This window comes from Acidimicrobiales bacterium (assembly GCA_041394185.1).
Lineage (GTDB): Bacteria > Actinomycetota > Acidimicrobiia > Acidimicrobiales > Poriferisodalaceae > JAAETH01.
The window spans coordinates 904294-921401 of sequence record JAWKIQ010000003.1 but is presented as its reverse complement, the minus strand read 5'-3'; the positions used below and the strand labels follow the sequence as shown (position 1 = coordinate 921401).

23 protein-coding genes are annotated in these 17108 nt (G+C 64.7%); 13 read left to right on the top strand and 10 right to left on the bottom strand.

Annotated elements, in window-relative coordinates; all coding sequences use genetic code 11:
• Positions 1 to 29 precede the first annotated feature (29 nt).
• The 4 genes from R2770_17875 to R2770_17860 all read left to right on the top strand — a co-directional run bounded on the left by R2770_17875 (position 30) and on the right by R2770_17860 (position 3920).
• Complete coding sequence (locus tag R2770_17875; GenBank protein MEZ5282335.1) at positions 30 to 716, top strand: response regulator transcription factor; 687 nt, start codon at positions 30 to 32, stop codon at positions 714 to 716.
• Positions 713 to 2101: a HAMP domain-containing sensor histidine kinase gene (locus R2770_17870; GenBank protein ID MEZ5282334.1), complete on the top strand. Its 1389-nt coding sequence runs from the start codon at positions 713 to 715 to the stop codon at positions 2099 to 2101. Before R2770_17875 ends, R2770_17870 begins: the two co-directional genes overlap by 4 nt.
• Before the next feature lie 62 nt (positions 2102 to 2163).
• The gene (locus R2770_17865) at positions 2164 to 3120 is read left to right on the top strand and encodes an ATP-binding cassette domain-containing protein (protein ID MEZ5282333.1); all 957 of its coding nucleotides are present in this window, start codon (positions 2164 to 2166) and stop codon (positions 3118 to 3120) included.
• Positions 3117 to 3920: a hypothetical protein gene (locus R2770_17860; GenBank protein ID MEZ5282332.1), complete on the top strand. Its 804-nt coding sequence runs from the start codon at positions 3117 to 3119 to the stop codon at positions 3918 to 3920. The genes R2770_17865 and R2770_17860 overlap by 4 nt, the downstream gene beginning before the upstream one ends.
• Before the next feature lie 18 nt (positions 3921 to 3938).
• On the opposite strand, the gene R2770_17855 is transcribed toward R2770_17860, so the two are convergent.
• From R2770_17855 to R2770_17845, 3 genes are all read right to left on the bottom strand, one after another.
• Positions 3939 to 4547, bottom strand: coding sequence for a hypothetical protein (locus tag R2770_17855; GenBank protein ID MEZ5282331.1), 609 nt, complete (start codon positions 4545 to 4547; stop codon positions 3939 to 3941).
• 181 nt (positions 4548 to 4728) lie between these two features.
• Entirely contained in the window at positions 4729 to 5211 is a 483-nt protein-coding gene (locus R2770_17850; GenBank protein MEZ5282330.1) for an SRPBCC domain-containing protein, read from the bottom strand.
• A complete protein-coding gene (locus R2770_17845; protein MEZ5282329.1) occupies positions 5208 to 5597 on the bottom strand; it encodes a metalloregulator ArsR/SmtB family transcription factor in 390 nt (129 codons plus the stop codon). Before R2770_17845 ends, R2770_17850 begins: the two co-directional genes overlap by 4 nt.
• A 170-nt stretch (positions 5598 to 5767) precedes the next feature.
• Here R2770_17845 and R2770_17840 point away from each other — a divergent pair, with 170 nt between their 5' ends.
• On the top strand, positions 5768 to 6550 hold the full coding sequence (locus R2770_17840) for a class I SAM-dependent methyltransferase (protein MEZ5282328.1): 783 nt from the start codon (positions 5768 to 5770) through the stop codon (positions 6548 to 6550).
• A 49-nt stretch (positions 6551 to 6599) separates the two neighbouring features.
• Here R2770_17840 and R2770_17835 read toward each other — a convergent pair whose 3' ends face one another.
• Together R2770_17835 and R2770_17830 are read right to left on the bottom strand one after the other, a co-directional pair.
• The gene (locus tag R2770_17835; protein ID MEZ5282327.1) at positions 6600 to 7151 is read right to left on the bottom strand and encodes a hypothetical protein; all 552 of its coding nucleotides are present in this window, start codon (positions 7149 to 7151) and stop codon (positions 6600 to 6602) included.
• Between the two features lie 79 nt (positions 7152 to 7230).
• The gene (locus tag R2770_17830) at positions 7231 to 7860 is read right to left on the bottom strand and encodes a hypothetical protein (protein ID MEZ5282326.1); all 630 of its coding nucleotides are present in this window, start codon (positions 7858 to 7860) and stop codon (positions 7231 to 7233) included.
• 149 nt (positions 7861 to 8009) lie between these two features.
• Between R2770_17830 and R2770_17825 the strand changes: the two genes are divergently transcribed.
• The 7 genes from R2770_17825 to R2770_17795 all read left to right on the top strand — a co-directional run bounded on the left by R2770_17825 (position 8010) and on the right by R2770_17795 (position 12609).
• On the top strand, positions 8010 to 9041 hold the full coding sequence (locus R2770_17825; protein MEZ5282325.1) for a glutathione S-transferase C-terminal domain-containing protein: 1032 nt from the start codon (positions 8010 to 8012) through the stop codon (positions 9039 to 9041).
• Positions 9042 to 9069: 28 nt separating this feature from the next.
• Positions 9070 to 9684, top strand: coding sequence for a TetR/AcrR family transcriptional regulator (locus R2770_17820; protein ID MEZ5282324.1), 615 nt, complete (start codon positions 9070 to 9072; stop codon positions 9682 to 9684).
• Between the two features lie 138 nt (positions 9685 to 9822).
• Positions 9823 to 10278: a glycine/sarcosine/betaine reductase selenoprotein B family protein gene (locus tag R2770_17815; GenBank protein ID MEZ5282323.1), complete on the top strand. Its 456-nt coding sequence runs from the start codon at positions 9823 to 9825 to the stop codon at positions 10276 to 10278.
• 18 nt (positions 10279 to 10296) lie between these two features.
• Positions 10297 to 10977 (top strand): hypothetical protein, encoded by a 681-nt coding sequence (locus R2770_17810; protein MEZ5282322.1) that lies wholly within the window; start codon positions 10297 to 10299, stop codon positions 10975 to 10977.
• A gap of 16 nt (positions 10978 to 10993) precedes the next feature.
• On the top strand, positions 10994 to 11680 hold the full coding sequence (locus R2770_17805; protein ID MEZ5282321.1) for a glutathione S-transferase family protein: 687 nt from the start codon (positions 10994 to 10996) through the stop codon (positions 11678 to 11680).
• A gap of 78 nt (positions 11681 to 11758) precedes the next feature.
• On the top strand, positions 11759 to 11983 hold the full coding sequence (locus R2770_17800; protein MEZ5282320.1) for a hypothetical protein: 225 nt from the start codon (positions 11759 to 11761) through the stop codon (positions 11981 to 11983).
• Positions 11980 to 12609 (top strand): hypothetical protein, encoded by a 630-nt coding sequence (locus R2770_17795; protein MEZ5282319.1) that lies wholly within the window; start codon positions 11980 to 11982, stop codon positions 12607 to 12609. Before R2770_17800 ends, R2770_17795 begins: the two co-directional genes overlap by 4 nt.
• A gap of 61 nt (positions 12610 to 12670) precedes the next feature.
• On the opposite strand, the gene R2770_17790 is transcribed toward R2770_17795, so the two are convergent.
• From R2770_17790 to R2770_17780, 3 genes are all read right to left on the bottom strand, one after another.
• A complete protein-coding gene (locus R2770_17790; protein MEZ5282318.1) occupies positions 12671 to 13285 on the bottom strand; it encodes a class I SAM-dependent methyltransferase in 615 nt (204 codons plus the stop codon).
• An 87-nt stretch (positions 13286 to 13372) separates the two neighbouring features.
• Entirely contained in the window at positions 13373 to 13669 is a 297-nt protein-coding gene (locus tag R2770_17785; protein ID MEZ5282317.1) for a MerR family transcriptional regulator, read from the bottom strand.
• 73 nt (positions 13670 to 13742) lie between these two features.
• On the bottom strand, positions 13743 to 14900 hold the full coding sequence (locus R2770_17780; protein ID MEZ5282316.1) for a serine hydrolase: 1158 nt from the start codon (positions 14898 to 14900) through the stop codon (positions 13743 to 13745).
• Positions 14901 to 15059: 159 nt separating this feature from the next.
• Between R2770_17780 and R2770_17775 the strand changes: the two genes are divergently transcribed.
• Complete coding sequence (locus tag R2770_17775) at positions 15060 to 15722, top strand: VOC family protein (GenBank protein ID MEZ5282315.1); 663 nt, start codon at positions 15060 to 15062, stop codon at positions 15720 to 15722.
• A 10-nt stretch (positions 15723 to 15732) separates the two neighbouring features.
• On the opposite strand, the gene R2770_17770 is transcribed toward R2770_17775, so the two are convergent.
• Entirely contained in the window at positions 15733 to 16329 is a 597-nt protein-coding gene (locus R2770_17770; GenBank protein ID MEZ5282314.1) for a GNAT family N-acetyltransferase, read from the bottom strand.
• 84 nt (positions 16330 to 16413) lie between these two features.
• A complete protein-coding gene (locus R2770_17765; protein ID MEZ5282313.1) occupies positions 16414 to 17010 on the bottom strand; it encodes an HAD-IA family hydrolase in 597 nt (198 codons plus the stop codon).
• Positions 17011 to 17108: the final 98 nt, after the last annotated feature.

Below are 17108 nucleotides of genomic sequence, written 5' to 3'. Positions count from 1 at the left end.
CACCAGGTCGACCGGCCATGCTGGTGCCCATGGACTCGCCGAAACCGAAGGTCCTGGTGGTCGACGACGAGGAGAACATCTCGTTCCTCGTCGCCTCGGCGCTACGCCTGGCCGATATCGATGTCGTCACGGCCGACACGGGGCGCGGCGCACTCGACGTCGACCAGCACCGTCCCGATGTGATCGTGTTGGACGTCGGCCTGCCCGACATCGACGGCTTCGACGTGTTACGCCAACTCCGCCAGCGCGGCCACACCATGCCCGTCTTGTTCCTCACGGCCCGCAGCGACACGGTCGACCGAGTCCGGGGGCTGACCAGCGGCGGCGATGACTACATCGTGAAGCCCTTTGCCCTGGAAGAACTCGTCGCTCGTGTCCAGGTCGCCCTGCGCCGCGCCGGTGCCGCGGCATCACCGTCTGTGCTGCAGGTTGCCGACCTTGTCCTCGACGATGACGCCCACCAGGTAACCCGGGCCGGCAACGTCGTGCATCTGACCCCGACCGAATACAAGCTGTGCCGGCTCCTCCTCGTAAACGCCGGCCGGGTGATTTCGCGCGGCCAGATCCTCGATCACGTTTGGGAATACGACTTCGATGGTGAGTCCGCCATCGTCGAGACGTTCATCTCATCTCTCCGCAAGAAGGTCGATCAAACCGATCCCCGCCTCATCGAAACCGTCCGCGGGGTCGGCTACACGATCAGGCCACCTGTATGAGTCTGCGAACGAGGCTCGCTCTCGTCGCCGCCCTGCTCGTGGCCACCGTCATCGCGGCCTTGACGGTGATCGTGGTGCGCCAGCGGACTGTTCTGATCGAACAACTCGACAGCCAACTCGATGCCGTCGCGGCCAACGTCGACCGAGGCGCCGACCTTCCGGCTTCGGTCGACCGGGCCAGGACCGGGCCGCCAACCGGCGAGCTCTGGTTCGCCATCATCGCCGCCGATGCGACGGTCCAGGTCATCGCCCAACCGGCTTCTGACCGGGGGTTCGCACCACAGCTCGACCTTGGCATCAACCCATTGGGCACTCCGTTCACCGCCGCAACCGTTGGCGACAGCGGCCAAGCACGCGTCGTCCTGGTAGGACTGCCCGAGGACCGGATCGCTGCTGTCGCCGTGTCGCTCGCAGGCGTCGACGACACCCAACGCAAGCTGCTCGTCACCTCGGCGATAGCGGTGGCGATGGTTCTGGTCGTGGTCGGGCTGGCCTGGTTCTGGATCGATCGGCTGTCGTTGCGCCCCATCAAGGCGGTCACTGCGGCTGCGACCGAGGCAGCTGCTGGCGACCGTGCTCAACACGTCGACCACCCCAGCATCACCACCGAGGCCGGCCAGCTGGGCGCCGCGTTCAACATGATGGTCGACGCCCGCCAAGCCGCCGAGGACCGGCAACGACGATTCGTGGCCGACGCCTCCCATGAGCTCCGCACGCCACTCACCACCCTGCGGGGCTACACCGCCCTGCATGCGCAAGGCGGACTCGCCGACCCCGGCCAGGTCGACGATGCCATGCGCCGCATCAGAAGCGAAGCCGACCGTATGGCCGTTCTCGTTGAAGACTTGTTGGTTCTCGCATCGCTCGACGATCAACGTCCTCTCACACTTGGCTGGCTCGACCTGACGCAACTGCTCGCCGACATAGCCGCAGACGCAACCGCCATCCAACCCCGTCGCCCGATCGACATCACCGCCGTCGCCCCCAGCCTCATGCTCCACGCTGACGCCCACCTCCTGACCCAAGCCGTGACCGCGGTGACCACTAACGCACTGCGCCACACCCCCGACTCAGCGGCGCTGTCGATTGCCGCAGTCTCGAAAGGTGATGCCATCGAGATCTCCATCGCCGATCAGGGGCCAGGGATCGATCCGACCGAACTCGACCGCCTGTTCGAACGCTTCCATCGCACCGACGCCAGCCGAAGCCGAACCAGCGGCGGCACCGGCCTCGGCCTTGCCATCGCCCAAGCGGCCGTCCACGCCCACGATGGCACCATCACCGCACGGTCTCAGCTGGGGCGTGGCACCACAATCGTCATGACCATCCCGGTTGCAGGGCCGGCGGCGCCAACCGAATCTCCAGGAAACCCTCAGGAAGTCTGAATCCGGGCTGCAGAACCGGCGGTCAAGGTGGGGACCATGAACCACAACGATCGACCACGGCCATGAGTGTCATCACCGCTGACGGGCTCACTCGCCGCTTCGGTGAACTGACCGCCGTCGACCACCTCACCTTCGACGTCCCTGCCGGCGGTGTCGTCGGTTTCGTGGGCCCGAACGGGTCCGGAAAGTCGACCACGATCCGGATCCTGCTCGGTTTGATCGCGGCCAGCGAAGGAACCGGCACTGTGCTCGGCGAGCCCATCGAGCATCCCGAGCGCTTCGCCAACCGTGTGGGCGCGCTCATCGAGAACCCGACCTTTGTCGGCTCACTCACTGCTTGGGACAACCTTCGCAGCCTCGCCCATCTCCGTGGTGTACCCACCCAACGAATCCACGACGTGCTCGACATCGTCGGCCTCACCGGTCGTGAACGCGACCGTGCCTCCACCTTCTCCCTGGGCATGAAACAGCGTCTGGGTATTGCCGCCGCGCTGCTGCCGGATCCCGAACTCCTGGTCCTCGACGAACCGACCAATGGGCTCGATCCCGCCGGCATTGTCGAGATCCGCAACCTGTTGAAATCCCTCGCCGACGGGAGCCGCACCGTCATCGTCTCCTCTCACCTGATGAGCGAGATTCAAGCCATGGCAGACGACCTCGTCGTCATCCGTTTCGGCAAGCTGCTCTACTCGGGGTCCCTCGCGGGTCTGATGGATGACGCGGTCGAACAAGTCATCGCTGTCCCAGAACACGACAGTGATCTCGGCGTCCTCGTCGACGCGGTCACAGCGAAAGGCTGGAACTACACCATCTCTGGCGGCCACCTCCATCTCGACATCGCCGCCAACCTCGCGGCGGACGTCGACCGGCTGGCACACCAGGTCGGAATCAACCTCCGGCAGCTCACCCCTCGTCACGACAATCTCGAAGACATCTTCCTCCGCCTGACCGGCGGGACCGACGCCGAACTGGCCGCCGACCGCAGCCAGCAACGACACACCTCTGGAGGCCCGCAATGATCGCCGTAGTCCGCTCTGAGCTCATCCGCATATGGCGTCCCAGTTTCCGCTACGTCGGCATAGGGGTCATGTCCGCCTTCTCCGTCATGATCTCGATCTTCATCTACGCGTCCCTCGACAGCGGCGGCGACGGAGGAGGTGGCGGAGGGCTTCCCGGATCTGGAGGCACCAGCGCCGCCGACCTGGCTCAACCCGGTGGAATGCTCGCCAGCCTCGACTCGGTTGCCAGCATCGCCGGCATCGTGCTGCTGGCTCTGTGGGCCATCGCCGTGGCCACCGACTACGACACCGGGCTGATCCGGATCCTCGTCCAGGCCCAACCCTCACGAACCAAACTGCTGGGGGGCAAGATCATCGCCCTCACCCTCTTCACGCTGCTCGCGACCACCGTCACCACCCTCGTGACCGCCATGGCCGCTCGGCCCCTCGCTCGGCTCTACGACGTCGACACCGAGCCATGGCGAACCGACTTCGGCCTCGAACTGCTCACCGGCTGGTTCAACTTCACCGTCCCGGCCCTGGTCTGGGGCCTGATTGGCCTGACCATTGCCATGCTCACCCGCAGCTCTGGCATCGCCATAGCGGCGGGCATCGGCTATCTCCTCGTTGTCGAGAACCTGATCGCCATCGCAGCTCCCGACATCACCGACTACCTCCCCGGTGGGACACTCGCCGCCCTGGCCTCCGGCGGTACGACAGATCTCACCTGGGCCGCCGCCTTCGGACTTACGACCGCCTATGGCCTCGCCGCCGTAGCGCTCGCCACCTTGGCGTTCCGGAACAGAGACGTCACCAGTTGAACACTGAAGCCGATCGGGTCAGTTGTTGGGGGCGATGATTCCGTTCATGTCGATGGCGCCGCTTCTGATTGAGAATCGGGAGAGGCGGAATGTGGTGGACGAGAGGCGGGGTGTTGGCTGGAATGTGCCGCTGCGTAGGAACGCGCCGCGTTGGTTGCCGTTGTTGTCGACCACCCACGCGGCCCAGATTCCGTCGGCGGCGGCGTCTGGGTCGTCGATCTCGTAGAGACCGGCGTCACCGGTCGCTTCCTCGGTTTCGAAGGCGTGTGTGGATCCGGTTGCGTCGGTGAACTCGCCGGTGAAGGCCCCGTCGACTGTGGTGACAGTCACTGTCGCGCCGGTGTCGTTGGTCAACGCGAAGGTGGTGGGGTCATCCACCGGGCCGCGGAACCACTCTCGAAGTTCGGCGTCGCCGTCGCAGATGTACACGATGGCTTCGTCGGTTTCGGTGTCACTGTCGGCGACCATGATCGACACGAACGCGTTGGTGCCTTCGACTGTGCCCACGAACCCGAGTGATTCGTCGTCTGTTTGTGCTGTGTTGTCGTCGTCGCTGCTGCAGCCGGCCAGCAGCAGCAGTGTGGTGAGCCCGGCCAAAGCCAGGAACATCTTTCGGTTGCGAAACATCGGGGTGCCCTCTCCGGGACGCCCAAGCGAACCGTGTTGTCGGAACAGACCCCATCACGATCGACGTAGCCCGCGGGCGCATCCTCCCACACCCAACCCACCAAACCACCACCCACTCGATCCCGCAACGACCACCCGACCGTTCACCACCGACCGCAAGGCCGAAGGGTTGGGCCGACGGTCAGCTGGTCGCCGTGAGCCGAGCCTCCAGCTTGTCGAGCGCCATCGTCCAACCTTGGGCTCCTGGCGAGTCAGCCGGGACGCCGATGTGCGTCATCGTCATTTTCGTACGGGGTCCGAGGTCTTCGAGTTCGACCACGATCGATGTCATGACGGGTGTTCCAGCGGGCATGCCCATCTGCTCGGCGGTCAAGGCATTGCCATCGGCATCAGCCATGCTCTCGGTGTAGACGAGACGGGTCTTCGGGTCGACCTCGCTGTACTCGCCGATGAAGAACATCTGCATCGGACCGTTCGGCGTCTCCATTTCCATCGCGATATGTCGACGACCGCCGACTCGGACGTCCATCTCGGCGGTAGGGATCTTTGCTCCCATTGGGCCATACCAACTGGCGAAGTGTTCGGCTTCGGTCCACATCGCCCAGATCAGATCGATCGGAGCATCGAACGTGCGCTCGATCTGGATGTCTTGATTCGCGATCATCGGTGATCGTCCTCCCCTTCGGAGTCGCGGTTGTGTTCTTCGAGCTGGATGCTGCGGACGTATTCGTCCATGCGGTCGAATCGGTCGTCCCAGATGTGGCGGTACTGCTCGGCCCATCCTGCGATCTCGGCCAACGGGGCAGCATCGATTGCACATGGGCGGAACTGGGCCCGCCTGGTCCGCTTGATGAGTCCTGCCTGCTCGAGCACCTTTATGTGCTTTGACACCGCCGGGAGCGTCAGGTCAAACGGTTCTGCGAGCTCGTTGACGTTCGCTTCGCCCTCGGCCAGGCGCGCGAGAATCGCTCGCCTTGTGGAGTTAGCGAGCGCTGCGAATGTCTCATCGAGCCGGTTGTCGTCGAGAGTTGCACTTGGTGGTGCCACCATCGCCTGTACTTTCCATTGAGGTTAAATAACTAGATTGGAAAGTAGTCGGGAGGATGCCTGCGGTCAAGGAGGCCAGCCGATAAGGCGTCGTCCTCTGTGAACTTGTCGTGGCTGGTGTTGACGGAGACGGCGAGGCGACGCACGCCGCAGCAATCGAGGCAACATGGGGAATGGCTCTTCCGGATGACATTCGTCTCTCGTTCAACGAGGCCGCCGAGACATACGACCGTGTGCGGCCCTCGTATCCGCCCGAGATGTTCGATGACTTGTTCGGTCTCCTCCCCGACGCTCCAGAGGTCATCGAGGTCGGGCCCGGAACCGGCCAGGCCACGAGGGATCTCCTCGGATGTGGGGCGTCCGTGCACGCCATCGAGATCGGTCCGGCGATGGCTGCCCGGCTGGCGGCGAACCTGGGGTCTGATCGGTTGCGAATCTCGGTCGGCGACTTCGAGACGATTCCGCTTGCACCTGCCAGCGCGGACGCCGTGTTTTCCGCCACGGCGTATCACTGGATCACATCGGCAGCACAGACCGATCGGCCGGCCGTCGCACTGCGGCCCAGTGGCGTGTTGGCCGTCGTGGACCTCATACAAGTTCGGTCTGGTGTTGATCGGGGATTCTTCGCCGCGTGTGATCCGATCTACAGGAGGTTCGGGCAGGGCCATGTCGGACCACCGGCCCCGACCCGAAATCAGGTCGATCCGCCGATCCGAGGTGTTCTGGAGGGCGACGAGCGGTATGGGTCGGTCACGGTTCGGACCTACGACTGGGACCAGACCTACACGGCCGCCGAGTACCGGGACCTGATGCTTTCCTATTCGGGCACCCAGATGATGGAGGTGTCAGCGAGGAGCGGTCTGTTGGATGCCATCGGAACTCTCATCGTCGACGAGTTCGATGGCGTCGTGACTCGCCCACTCGTGGCGACACTCGCCACGGCCGTGATGCGCTGACGCCAGTGCTGCGAAGTCGCCAAACGGCAGAGTTGATCGGCGATGCGGGCTACCTGAGTTCAACCGACAGGAGTTCGTGTCGGCCGGTGAGCACGAACGCGGTGGCCTCGTGTCCATCTACCCCGAGGTTCTTGAGGGTGATGTAGTCGCGATGGCGCTGGACCTGGAAGCGGTGGGCGCCGACGCAGAAGTATCGGATCATCAGTTTTTCGCCGCGAACGGTGATCACACGGATCTTTCCTTCGACGACGCCTACCACGTCGGCCTCGAGTGCCCGCCTCATCTTCATACGGACACGCCCGATCGTCGCCCTGACGACGGCGATGATCGCGACGTTTACTACCGCATATACGGCGAGCGCCTGACCGTCTGCGTCCCCGGAACGAATGACCTCCACCGACATCCCGAACAATCCGATGCCGAGCAGCAATGCCGTAGCGATCCAGGCGAAGCGCGAGTTTTTGTTGTTCTTGGCGATGATGCGGTCGCGCTGATCCGCTGAGAGGCCACCTGACCGATTGCTCTCGAGGTCTTCTTGGGAAAAGCCGAGCGTGTCAGCCAGCGTCGACTGCCTGCCCCTCCGAGGGTCGTCAACGCTCACCCGGCTTCCTTCGCTCCGCACGTGCCTGACCGATCCAGTCTGGCTCGTGCAACCGAGTGTCTGGATCAACCCCCGGCGGCTACTGCTTTGCCAGAGCCGAGGAGCGTGTAGGGATCGTTCCGTCCCACTCGCTGAGCGGGGCGCAATGCCAGGCCCAGTCGTCGAGGCGTTTCCGGTCACCCAGATCGATTCGCCCGTTCGCCCACCGCAACAGTTCCCACGGGTCGTCGTCGACGTCGTCCAGCCACGGGAACAGGCGTGCCAGCACCGCAATCGAGACATCGTCACCGGGCCGAAAGCTCAACCCCAACCCTCGCGCCGCATCGTCGGTGTGAATGAGCAGTTCGTCGCAGGTCATGGCAGCGAACCCCGACCGGTCTGCCGCACCCATTGGGTGGAAGCCCCGCGTCTCATCTGAGCTGGAGCCGATGACGGAGGCAACCACGGCCGCGTAGGCCTCCATCGTGTCGATCAACGCCTCGTTGGCAACGTCGTACTTGACGCGGTGCTCGACAGGTTCGAGGTCTTTGCCGCCCGCGGCGAGATCGATGGCGTACCAGAGACAACCCTCGGCGGCGTGCGCCACCACCCCCGCCACGGTCATCTCGAGATCCGGAACTGCGACGGTCCAGTCGGCATCGATCGCCGAGCGAAGAAACCGGCAGCACTCGATGACGGTCCGCTGTATGTGATCAGCGCTCACGATCATCGCCAGATACTAGGCACGTGCCGACGATTGAACCCTGCGCTGCTGGTCGGCCACTGAGTCAGACGAACAGCAAGTGCTAGTTTGAGGCGCACTATGCGTAGGGCCCGAGTTGTGGGCACTTGCGGGACGAGCCCAGAGAGAAGGGTCTCATGAGGCCAGTGACTTTGAAGGGGGCATTCAGCTCGCCCTACACCTTGAAGATGCGCGCGGTGCTGCGCTATCGCCGAATCCCGTATCGGTGGGTTCTGCGCGGTTCGGAGTGGGACGACTTGCCGGAAGCCAAGGTGCCCGTGATTCCCGTCATCGGCTTCCACAACGACGACGGCAGCGTCGAGGTGATGACCGATTCCAGCCCACAGATCACGCGGCTCGAAAGCGAATACGAAGGCCGCAGCCTCGTGCCGTCAGATGCGGCCCTGGCCTTCATCGACTTCCTCCTCGAGGACTACGCCGACGAGTGGGTGACGAAGGCGATGTACCACTACCGGTGGACGTACGAGCCCGATATCGAGAAGTCGGGCAGGCTGTTGCCGCTGGACCGTGATCTTCATGCGAGTGACGAAAACCTTCGACGGTCGCACGACTTCATCATCGATCGACAGGTCGGTCGCCGGGCGCTGGTCGGTTCGACCGAGGCGAACCTGCCGATCATCGAAGGCAGCTACGAGCGGCTCCTCGATCTGCTCCAGCGACTGCTGTCGGAAAGGCCGTTCCTCCTCGGCGCTCGGCCCGGTCGGGCCGATTTTGCCCTGTTCGGTCAGCTAGTACCGATGACCTGGTGGGATCCGACGCCCATGGCGATCGCAGTCGAACGTGCGCCGCGCGTTGTGAACTGGATCCAGCGGGTGGACGACCTGAGCTGGTGGCCCCTCGACGAACATGACGACGGCGATGGCGGGTGGGTCGACGTTGCGGCGCTGCCCGAGATAGTCCACGAGATCTTGTGCGAAGCGGGCTCGACGTATGCCCCGTTCATGATCGCGAACGCCGCCGCACTAGAGGCTGGCGCCGACGAGGTCGCCTGCGAGATCAGCGGTCTCGAGTACCGTCAGGCGCCCTTCAGGTATCAGCCCAAGTGCCTGCAGTGGTTGCGTCAGGAATACGGTGCGCTCGACGACGCCTCGCGGGCAGTCGTTGACAGCATCTTGTCGGGAACCGGCTGCGACCGGCTGGTGGCCTGAGCCGTCGGCCATGAGCGAGGCCGGTGCGGTGGAACCTGAGTATGACCGGTTCGGTGATGAGCGAGCCGACGGGCGCAGGCTGCGTCGCGAGCGCAACATAGCGGCGGTAATCGACGCCGTGCTCGAGATGTTCGAGGAGGAGACGTTGGCGCCGACGATCGAGCGAGCCGCCGAACGGTCGGGCCTGTCGCTGCGGTCGGTTTACCGCTACTTCCCTGATCCCGACTCCTTGACCCAGGCCGCGATGGACGAGATGTGGCGGCGCGGCCAGAAGGAGGCCCACCTCACCTCCATCGGCCAAGGGCCTTTCGAGGAGCGAGTGCTCGACTTCGCCCGGATGCGGGTACGCCTGTACGAGCGGGTTGGACCCAGCTACCGGGCGGGTCGGTTGCGCGCTCCGGGTTGTGTGCAGATCCGAGACAACATCGAACGGACCCGCCACACACTCACGGACCAGTTCGACCTCCAGTTTCGCCGTGAGCTCGCCGCTCTGCCGGCCGGGGTGCGAATCGTTCGTCGCACCACCGCCGACGTCATGAGTCAGCTCGAAGTGATCGACCAGCTGCGCAGGGCGCGCCGCTTGACGGTGGAGGAGTCGATCGAGGTCGTCGCCGACGCGATCCGCACGGCGCTGACGCCCTGAGCTGCGGGCCCATCCGCTGCGGTGTGGTCGAGCGCCCGAGTCCGCCGTTTGGGAAAAGTGCGCTTTGGCCTGGCAGAATCGTTGCAGCGGCGTCGTCTATGCGAGTGCGACGAAGCAGACTCACGAGGAGGAACCCGCATGAGCGGCGACGAAGCGATGCGCGAGCTCGGCCAGAAGATGCCGGTCCCCGAGTTCGAGACGACGGCCTTCACCGTCCCAGCCAAGCCGCTATCGGAGTCGACGGTCGCCATCGTCACCTCGGCCGCGCTGCACCGACAGGGCGACGAGGGTTTCAGCCCGGCCGACACCCGCTTCAAGACCATCGACCGCGCCGACCGCGACCTCGTGCTCGGGCACTGGAGCCCGAACTTCGACCGCAGCGGGTTTCAACTCGACCTCAACGTCGTATACCCGATCGACCGCCTCGAAGAGCTGGCTGTCGACGGCGTGATCGGCCAGGTTGCGCAGACCCACTACGCCTTCGCCGGAAATCAACCCGACACCGTGTCTGAGATTCGCCTCGACACCGGGCCCGCCTGCGCCCAGCGACTGCTGGCGGCTGGTGTCGACGTGGTCGTGTTGACCCCGGTCTGACCGCTCTGCACGCGTACCGTGAGTACGCTCGCCCACGTCCTCGAAGCCGCAGGCCTGTCGACGATCGTCCTCGGGTCGAACCTGTCGGTCGTCGAACGCATGAAGCCTCCCCGGGTGCTGCACTGCGAGTTCCCACTCGGGCGGCCCCTCGGCAAGCCCGGTGACGCCGGCTACCAGCGCGACGTTCTCGAGCGGGCGTTTGGCCTGCTCGATGCTTCCGAGCCCGTGCTCGAGATCCACCCGGACGTCATCGAGGCCGACGAGACCCCGATGGCGTGCGCGTTGCCACCACGCCATGACCCGAACCTGCCGGCTGCGGTCGACGAGGCGATGGGGATTCGGGCCGCCTATGACCGGGCGGTCGCCAAGCGTGGCGCCACCTCGGTGGGGCGCACGATCTCGGCCGACCGGATCGTCGAGGCGCTCGGCGTTCTGCATCAGTGGGCCCAGGGTGCGCCGTGGAAGGAGACTCCTCTGCCCGACCGCAACGTCATCGGGGTCTGCCTCGACATCCGCACGTACTACGAGGAGGCCGCGCTCGAACTGGCTGACGGTCCGCCGCCCGATGGTCGTGCCACCGAGGCGTGGTTCTACGAGAGCACCCAGGCCGGCAAGACATTGATGGCAGCCAGGGCCGCCATCAAGGAGCAAGAGGCACCTTTCCCGCTGTGGTTCTACATGGCGCCAGCGCACCGCTGATCGGTCGAGGTCGCCCGTGTCAACGATTGACTCGGCCACGTTGTACGGCCACTGGATCTGCCCGTTCTCGACCCGCGTCGAGTTTGCGCTGCATCAACGCTCGATAGCGCACGAGTTCGTCGAGGTGCCTCCCTCGGCGGTGCGCGGCCCAGACTTCGTCATGCCGGCAGAGTTCGTGGAGCACAGCCCTCGGCTCGAGATACCCATGGTGCGGCTGGGCGACGAGTACCTGGCCGACTCGATCCCAATCCTCGAGTTGGTCGAGGCTCGCCACCACGACAGGCCATTGTTGCCCGACTCCGATCTCGGGCGGACCGTGGTTCGCGAACGCATGGCCTGGATCGACCGCCACGCTTTCCGGCCGATGGTCGGCGTCTATTACGGGGTCGATGCTGACCGAATCGCGTCTGCGAGCGAGGCGCTCGGCGAGGCACTGGCAGTGATGGGTGCGTGGGCCTCAGATGAGGGGTGGTTGGGAGGAGATCGGGTGACCCTCGCAGACGCTGTGGCCATTCCTATCCATGTGCGGACCGCGGGCCTCCGGCAACTGGGCTTCGAGGCCGAGCTTCCGGCCGGCTGGGCCGAGCACGGTGAACGATGTCGAGCGCTGGCCGGATGGTCGGCGGTCGAGTGGAGCGACGCACAGACGGACGAGTTCGTGGCGCGGTTCCGGGCGTTCAGGCGCCGCCGCAGTCGAGGCTGATCCTCAACCCGGACGACCGTGATGAGCAACACACGAGAGGTCAGAGACGTCGCGGTCACCTACGTCTAGGGTTCAGGCGTGGAGCTGGCCGCCTTCCTCATGACCACCGCCGATGGCTATCACCAGGGCGCTGGTGGTAACTGGGTGTCGGCGAACTCTTCGAACTCGGGGTTGCTGACATCCCAGAAGTCGAATGCTGGCAGCATGCTCGTCGCGTCGTTCGAATCGGGCAACATCATGCTGACCTGTCGGCTTCCAGGGGTGCGACCCCACGCCGAAGATGCTCTTGGCGAGACGGGATGAAGCCCGCCACCGAGAAGCTGTGGGCCAAACAGAACCAAATCGACGGGGATCGGCTCCGCCTGTTCGGCGCGGTCGCCGGCTACCTCGAGGTGTCACGGGTGTTGTATCCGGGCTCGTATGTAGACGTGGCGGCCTCGTTCGTGTTCCCAACAGTCACCTACCTCGACATGGATCGTCGGGCGGCGAGGTTCTTCGCCGATGTCGAGGGGGTTGGCGAGATCATCGCGGCCAACCAGACCGACGCGGGGCTGAGGGCGTTCGAGTTCATCGCTGCGGACTACAGCGACCACCTCGGCCTCGCCGACGCGTCCTTTGATCTGCTCGTCTCGCTTTATGCCGGGTTCGTGTCAGAGCACTGCACCCGCTATTTGCGTGTCGGGGGTTTCCTGCTGGTCAACCCGAGCCACGGCGACGCAGCCATGGCCTCGATCGATGACCGGTACCGACTTGCGGCGGTCGTCCATCCCGACAGCACGCTCGGCTATCGGATCGACGACAGCGACCTGGACGCATATCTCGTCCCCAAGAAGCCCCTTCCGATCACGGTCAAGAGTCTCCACGACCTCGGCCGAGGTATCCCCTACACCCGCTCGTCGTTCGCGTACCTGTTCGAACGAATCGCCTGAGCGGCCGAACGTTGGCCTGCATCGATCGAGGATCGTGCGGAGCCGCAGTCCGCGAGTGCCGTCAGGGGAGGTATCTGCCGACGATGACGGCAAGGTCGGGAGCGACTTGGACTTCGGTGGCATGTAGATCGGGGTGGGTGAGCCAATGGATGCGGCTGGTGTCCGGCTGGTTGCCGAAGGTTGGTGGCCAACTCGTGGCCGGGGTGTAGTCGTCAACCGTGACGGTGCCACCAGGCCTCAGCACCTTGGACGGTTCGACAGGCGGGTCGTCGGGGGTCTTTCCACTGCCCGGCCCGCCGTCGAGGACGAGCAGGTCGAACGGCCCATCGGCGAACAGGCCGGCTGCGTCGCCGGTGACGATGGTGACGTTGTCGTGGTCGGCGAACAGTCGGCGGGCCGCGGCGGCGCGGTCGGGGTCGATCTCGTAGCTCAGGAACCTGCAGCCGCTCGGGGCGTGTGCGAAAAGCCAGGCGAGCCCGGCGCCGGTGCCGGTTCCGGTCTCACCGATGAGCGCACCCGAACCCAGCCCGGCGGCCAAGACGCCCAGAAGGCGACCGATCTCGGGTCGCACGCACAGGCCGAAATCGAGGCGCTCGGCTGCCGATACGGCATCGCGGACCAGCTGAGGCACGGTGAAGTTCGCAGGGAGGTCGCGATACGAGCTGGTGCCACCCATCGACATCACCCAATTGTCGCAGCCGCACTGTCCATGGATCGCCATGCCGGCCGTCGGCTCTGTCCTACCAGACCGATTCCAGAGGTTTCATGAACGACCAGAGCTCACCCTCGAGGTCGCGGGCGCTATCGAAGTCAGATTCCTGTCGGGGTCGTTCAGTGCGGCGCCAACCTCGTCGAGAGAAAGGCCGAGCTGGCGCAACAACTGGATGCGATAGAGGACCGCGATGTCGCCGTCGCTGTAGACCCGGTGCCCGGCGTATGTGCGTCCCGCGGCGGTCAGCAAGCCGATCTCGTCGTAGTAGTGGAGCGTGCGTACGGTGACTCCGGCCGCGGCAGCGACCTGCCCTATCCGGTGGCCGCGTGCGTCTTCGTCGGTTGCCATGAGGTCAAGGTACGACCTGACGTCGCGTCAGGATCAAGACCCCAATCAGGGATTGTTCGACCTGACCTGGGTGTCAGGTGAGGCTGCGGGCGATGCCGCGTAGGAACGCCACGTTCTCGGCGTCGCGGTTCGTTGCCTCGTCGGTCGTGGTGCCATAGGTGCGATTGGCCGAGAGCTTGACGATGACCGAGCCCGATTGTGGATGCACGTAGACGAGCTGGTTGTACACACCGATGGCACTGAACTCGCCAGGGTCGCCGTCTGGCAGCCACCACTGGTAGCCATAGCCCAGTTCGAACTCGTGACCTGACACCTGGACATTGCCGGGTTGGGTATGCGGGTGATGAGCCCTGATCGAGTCGGCGACGTAGCCGGCCGGAACCACCTGGTGTTCACCGCACCGACCGCCGTTGCGGTACAGCTCGCCGAGCCGAGCGAAGTCGCGTGCCGTCATCGCAAGCCCAAAGTAGGCGGCTTCTCTGCCTGTGGAGTCCACGAGCCAGTGGCTGGGGCTGGTCATGCCCAGCGGCTCGCAGAGGTGTTCGGTCATGAAGTCGGTTATCGAGCGCCCCGTGGCTGCCACCAGCAGGGCGCCCAACGCCTGGGTGTCGGTGGAGTTGTAGAGGCACACGGTTCCCGGCTCGGTAGCCCGGGTCGCGGCGGCCACGAACCCGTCGAGAGAACCGACGCCGGAGAACGCTGCGCTCAACGCGAAGATGTCGGACTGAGGGTTGCTGTAGTCCTCATCCCATCGCGCTCCTGACGACATCTGGAGAACGTCGCGGATGGCCACTCCGTCGTAGGCACTGCCTGGCCGTGTGGCGATGTAGTCGCTGATCGCATCATCGAGACTGCTGATCACGCCCTGGCCCACGGCGATGCCGACCAGGGCGGAGATGAAGCTCTTGGCGACCGACATCGACAGCCAGCGCACATGCGGCCCTCCGGTGTGCCAGTAGTTCTCGTAGCGGATCGCGCCGTCGTGGATGACCAGCAGCGCAGCGGTGTCGGTCTCGGTGACGAACCTTTCGACAGGCCGCTCGGTGCCGTGAAATTCATACGTTCGCGGCAGATCGATGGGCTCGGCGGTGGGCCACTCGATTGGGTGCGACGAAGCGGGCATGGTCGTCGAGGGGAGCAACTCGGCTGGCCGACAGAACACCTCGAACACCGGCTCTCCGCTGAAGAACCGAGGGCGTCCGGACGCCGGCCCGGGTGTTTCGTCGGTCATGCCATATCTCCTGGGTTTGCGGAACCACCATCAGGGCCCCGCATCGCGCCGAGCGTACGATTGGCCGATGAGGATTGCACGGCGAAGCCGAGTCGCAACCGCCCGGCTAGTGTCCGCACATGGGCTCGCATCTGCTGGCGGTGACGTTCGATGCCGGCGATGTCGGTCGGCTCGCAGGCTTCTGGGCCGGGTTGCTTGGCAGGGAAACCGGTCCGACACGGAGCCGGCCTGCTGCTGCCTGGCGACGAGTCGAAGCTCGGCCTTCGCTTCGTGCCTGACCCGGCGACAAAGACGAGACCCAACCTGGCACACCTTCATCTGACCAGTCGCACCGCAGCCGACCAGGAGGCGACGGTCGCAAGGGCGCTGGAGCTGGGCGCCAGCCACGTCGATTTCGGCCAGACCCCCGAAGATGGTCACATCGTGCTGGAAGACCCCGACGGCAACGAGTTCTGTGTAATAGAAGCCGGTAATCGCTTTCTTGCCGGATGTGGCTTTCTGGGCGAACTCGCGTGTGACGGACCCCGAGAGGTGGGTGTCTTCTGGAGTCAAGCTCTCGGTTGGCCCCTCGTGTGGGATCAAGATGAAGAGACAGCTGTGCAGTCTCCCGCAGGCGGCACAAAGGTCTCGTGGGGAGGCGAGCCGCCGGCGCCGCCAACGGTTCGCAGGCGACTTCGGCTCTTCGTTGTCGCAAGCGGCGATCTCGATGGCGAGATCGCTCGACTGGTGTCGTTGGGGGCCTCTCGAGCCGATCCGCACAGCGACGGCGTCCAGTGTCTGATCGACCCGGGCGGAAACCAGTTCGAGATAGCCCTCGGCTGAACCAGCAACGTCAAGCGTAAGCGTGAGACGTGTACATGTCCTTGGCTCGGTCGTAGTCAAAGCGCCTTACGAGCCCGAGCGACTCGATGGTGGCGATCTGGTGGTCGAGGCTCTCGTTGGTGACGAACACCGGCCGTTCCAGACTCCAATCACTGCCGAACCAGTCGAGCAGTGCCTCGAGAAGTGTGCGCTCGAATCCATCGGCCCAGGTCGATGGCCGGACCCAGAACACGACGGTGGCGTCGACCGAGGACAGGTCGGTCCCGTCGTGGGAGGTCACGGTTGCCGTCTGATACATCCGGTCGTCGTTGGCCAGCACGTAGACACATCCAAGCGTCTCAGTCTCGTCGGCGTTCATCACCGTGTAGGTGTAGCGAGAACCGGCGCTGTGCTCGGACGCCATCTGCTCGAGGTCGGCCAGATTGTCTTCGAGCGAGAAGTCCTCGGCCGGATACGGCGGATCTTGTTCCCAGTGGTAGAGAAACTCGCGGCTGGCCATCACGGCCTCATAGTCGAGTTCGACGTCAGACGGCAGCAGCGGCCTCACCACAAAGCCGTCGCCTGCGAATCCCCGCGGCGGGTCTATTCCGCGACCGGCAAAGCTCATGCTCAGCATGATCGCAGAAGCCCCCCACGACTTCGGATCAATTTCCGAACCCTCTGCCCGCTTACGGTTCGGACGATCGACCACTCATGCGGAGGTGATTCCCAGTTCGACGAGGTGTCGGCGGAAGGTCTCGACCCCGACGAAACGTCTGGCGGTCATGCCAAGCTCGACCGCTCCAGACAGCTTCGATTCGCTGTCGTCGGTGAAGAACACCGTGGTCGGGTCGACGTCGAGCATGGAGGCGACAAGCTGGAAAGCCCGCAGATCGGGCTTTGCAACACCGAGTTCGGCGCTGTTGAAGACCGCGTCGAGCCGGTCATCGAGACCCAGTTCACGCATCTCTTCGGCGATCGTGTCGGTGCCGTTCGTCAGCACGGCTACCACGTGGCCCCCAGACCGCAGCCGGTCGACCTCGCGCATCATCGCATCGTCAACCCAGCCTCGATCTGCCATCCACTGCTCGGCGGCCGCGAGGTTGCCGATCCTGCGCCCCACCTCCGTCACCCAGTCGCTGCGGCTGATTCGTCCTGTGATGACCCGATCGAGGAGCGCGGATTCGAACGCGGTCGCGGGCAGGCTTCCTGGCTGCAGCCCGTGACGTTGTTCGACGCCTGCAACGTGCGCAGGGTCGAAGTGCCTGATAACACCATCCAGGTCCAGGAGAACGGTTCGCAACCGCATCGCCCTAGTATCGCCGCGCGTCAAAGCGGCGGGGCGAGTTGCCCCAGATGGTTCTTTGGTGCCGCAGGTTTGGCTTTGATGCTTCTGGGTAGCGATGC

Excerpts from the sequence above, each read along its gene's own strand:
- R2770_17875 (MEZ5282335.1), top strand. The coding sequence starts at position 30 with ATGGACTCGCCGAAACCGAAGGTCCTGGTGGTCGACGACGAGGAGAAC.
- R2770_17870 (MEZ5282334.1), top strand. The coding sequence starts at position 713 with ATGAGTCTGCGAACGAGGCTCGCTCTCGTCGCCGCCCTGCTCGTGGCC.
- R2770_17865 (MEZ5282333.1), top strand. The coding sequence starts at position 2,164 with ATGAGTGTCATCACCGCTGACGGGCTCACTCGCCGCTTCGGTGAACTG.
- R2770_17860 (MEZ5282332.1), top strand. The coding sequence starts at position 3,117 with ATGATCGCCGTAGTCCGCTCTGAGCTCATCCGCATATGGCGTCCCAGT.
- R2770_17855 (MEZ5282331.1), bottom strand. The coding sequence starts at position 4,547 with ATGTTTCGCAACCGAAAGATGTTCCTGGCTTTGGCCGGGCTCACCACA.
- R2770_17850 (MEZ5282330.1), bottom strand. The coding sequence starts at position 5,211 with ATGATCGCGAATCAAGACATCCAGATCGAGCGCACGTTCGATGCTCCG.
- R2770_17845 (MEZ5282329.1), bottom strand. The coding sequence starts at position 5,597 with ATGGTGGCACCACCAAGTGCAACTCTCGACGACAACCGGCTCGATGAG.
- R2770_17840 (MEZ5282328.1), top strand. The coding sequence starts at position 5,768 with ATGGCTCTTCCGGATGACATTCGTCTCTCGTTCAACGAGGCCGCCGAG.
- R2770_17830 (MEZ5282326.1), bottom strand. The coding sequence starts at position 7,860 with ATGATCGTGAGCGCTGATCACATACAGCGGACCGTCATCGAGTGCTGC.
- R2770_17825 (MEZ5282325.1), top strand. The coding sequence starts at position 8,010 with ATGAGGCCAGTGACTTTGAAGGGGGCATTCAGCTCGCCCTACACCTTG.
- R2770_17815 (MEZ5282323.1), top strand. The coding sequence starts at position 9,823 with ATGAGCGGCGACGAAGCGATGCGCGAGCTCGGCCAGAAGATGCCGGTC.
- R2770_17795 (MEZ5282319.1), top strand. The coding sequence starts at position 11,980 with ATGAAGCCCGCCACCGAGAAGCTGTGGGCCAAACAGAACCAAATCGAC.
- R2770_17790 (MEZ5282318.1), bottom strand. The coding sequence starts at position 13,285 with ATGGGTGGCACCAGCTCGTATCGCGACCTCCCTGCGAACTTCACCGTG.
- R2770_17785 (MEZ5282317.1), bottom strand. The coding sequence starts at position 13,669 with ATGGCAACCGACGAAGACGCACGCGGCCACCGGATAGGGCAGGTCGCT.
- R2770_17780 (MEZ5282316.1), bottom strand. The coding sequence starts at position 14,900 with ATGACCGACGAAACACCCGGGCCGGCGTCCGGACGCCCTCGGTTCTTC.
- R2770_17775 (MEZ5282315.1), top strand. The coding sequence starts at position 15,060 with ATGTCGGTCGGCTCGCAGGCTTCTGGGCCGGGTTGCTTGGCAGGGAAA.
- R2770_17770 (MEZ5282314.1), bottom strand. The coding sequence starts at position 16,329 with ATGAGCTTTGCCGGTCGCGGAATAGACCCGCCGCGGGGATTCGCAGGC.
- R2770_17765 (MEZ5282313.1), bottom strand. The coding sequence starts at position 17,010 with ATGCGGTTGCGAACCGTTCTCCTGGACCTGGATGGTGTTATCAGGCAC.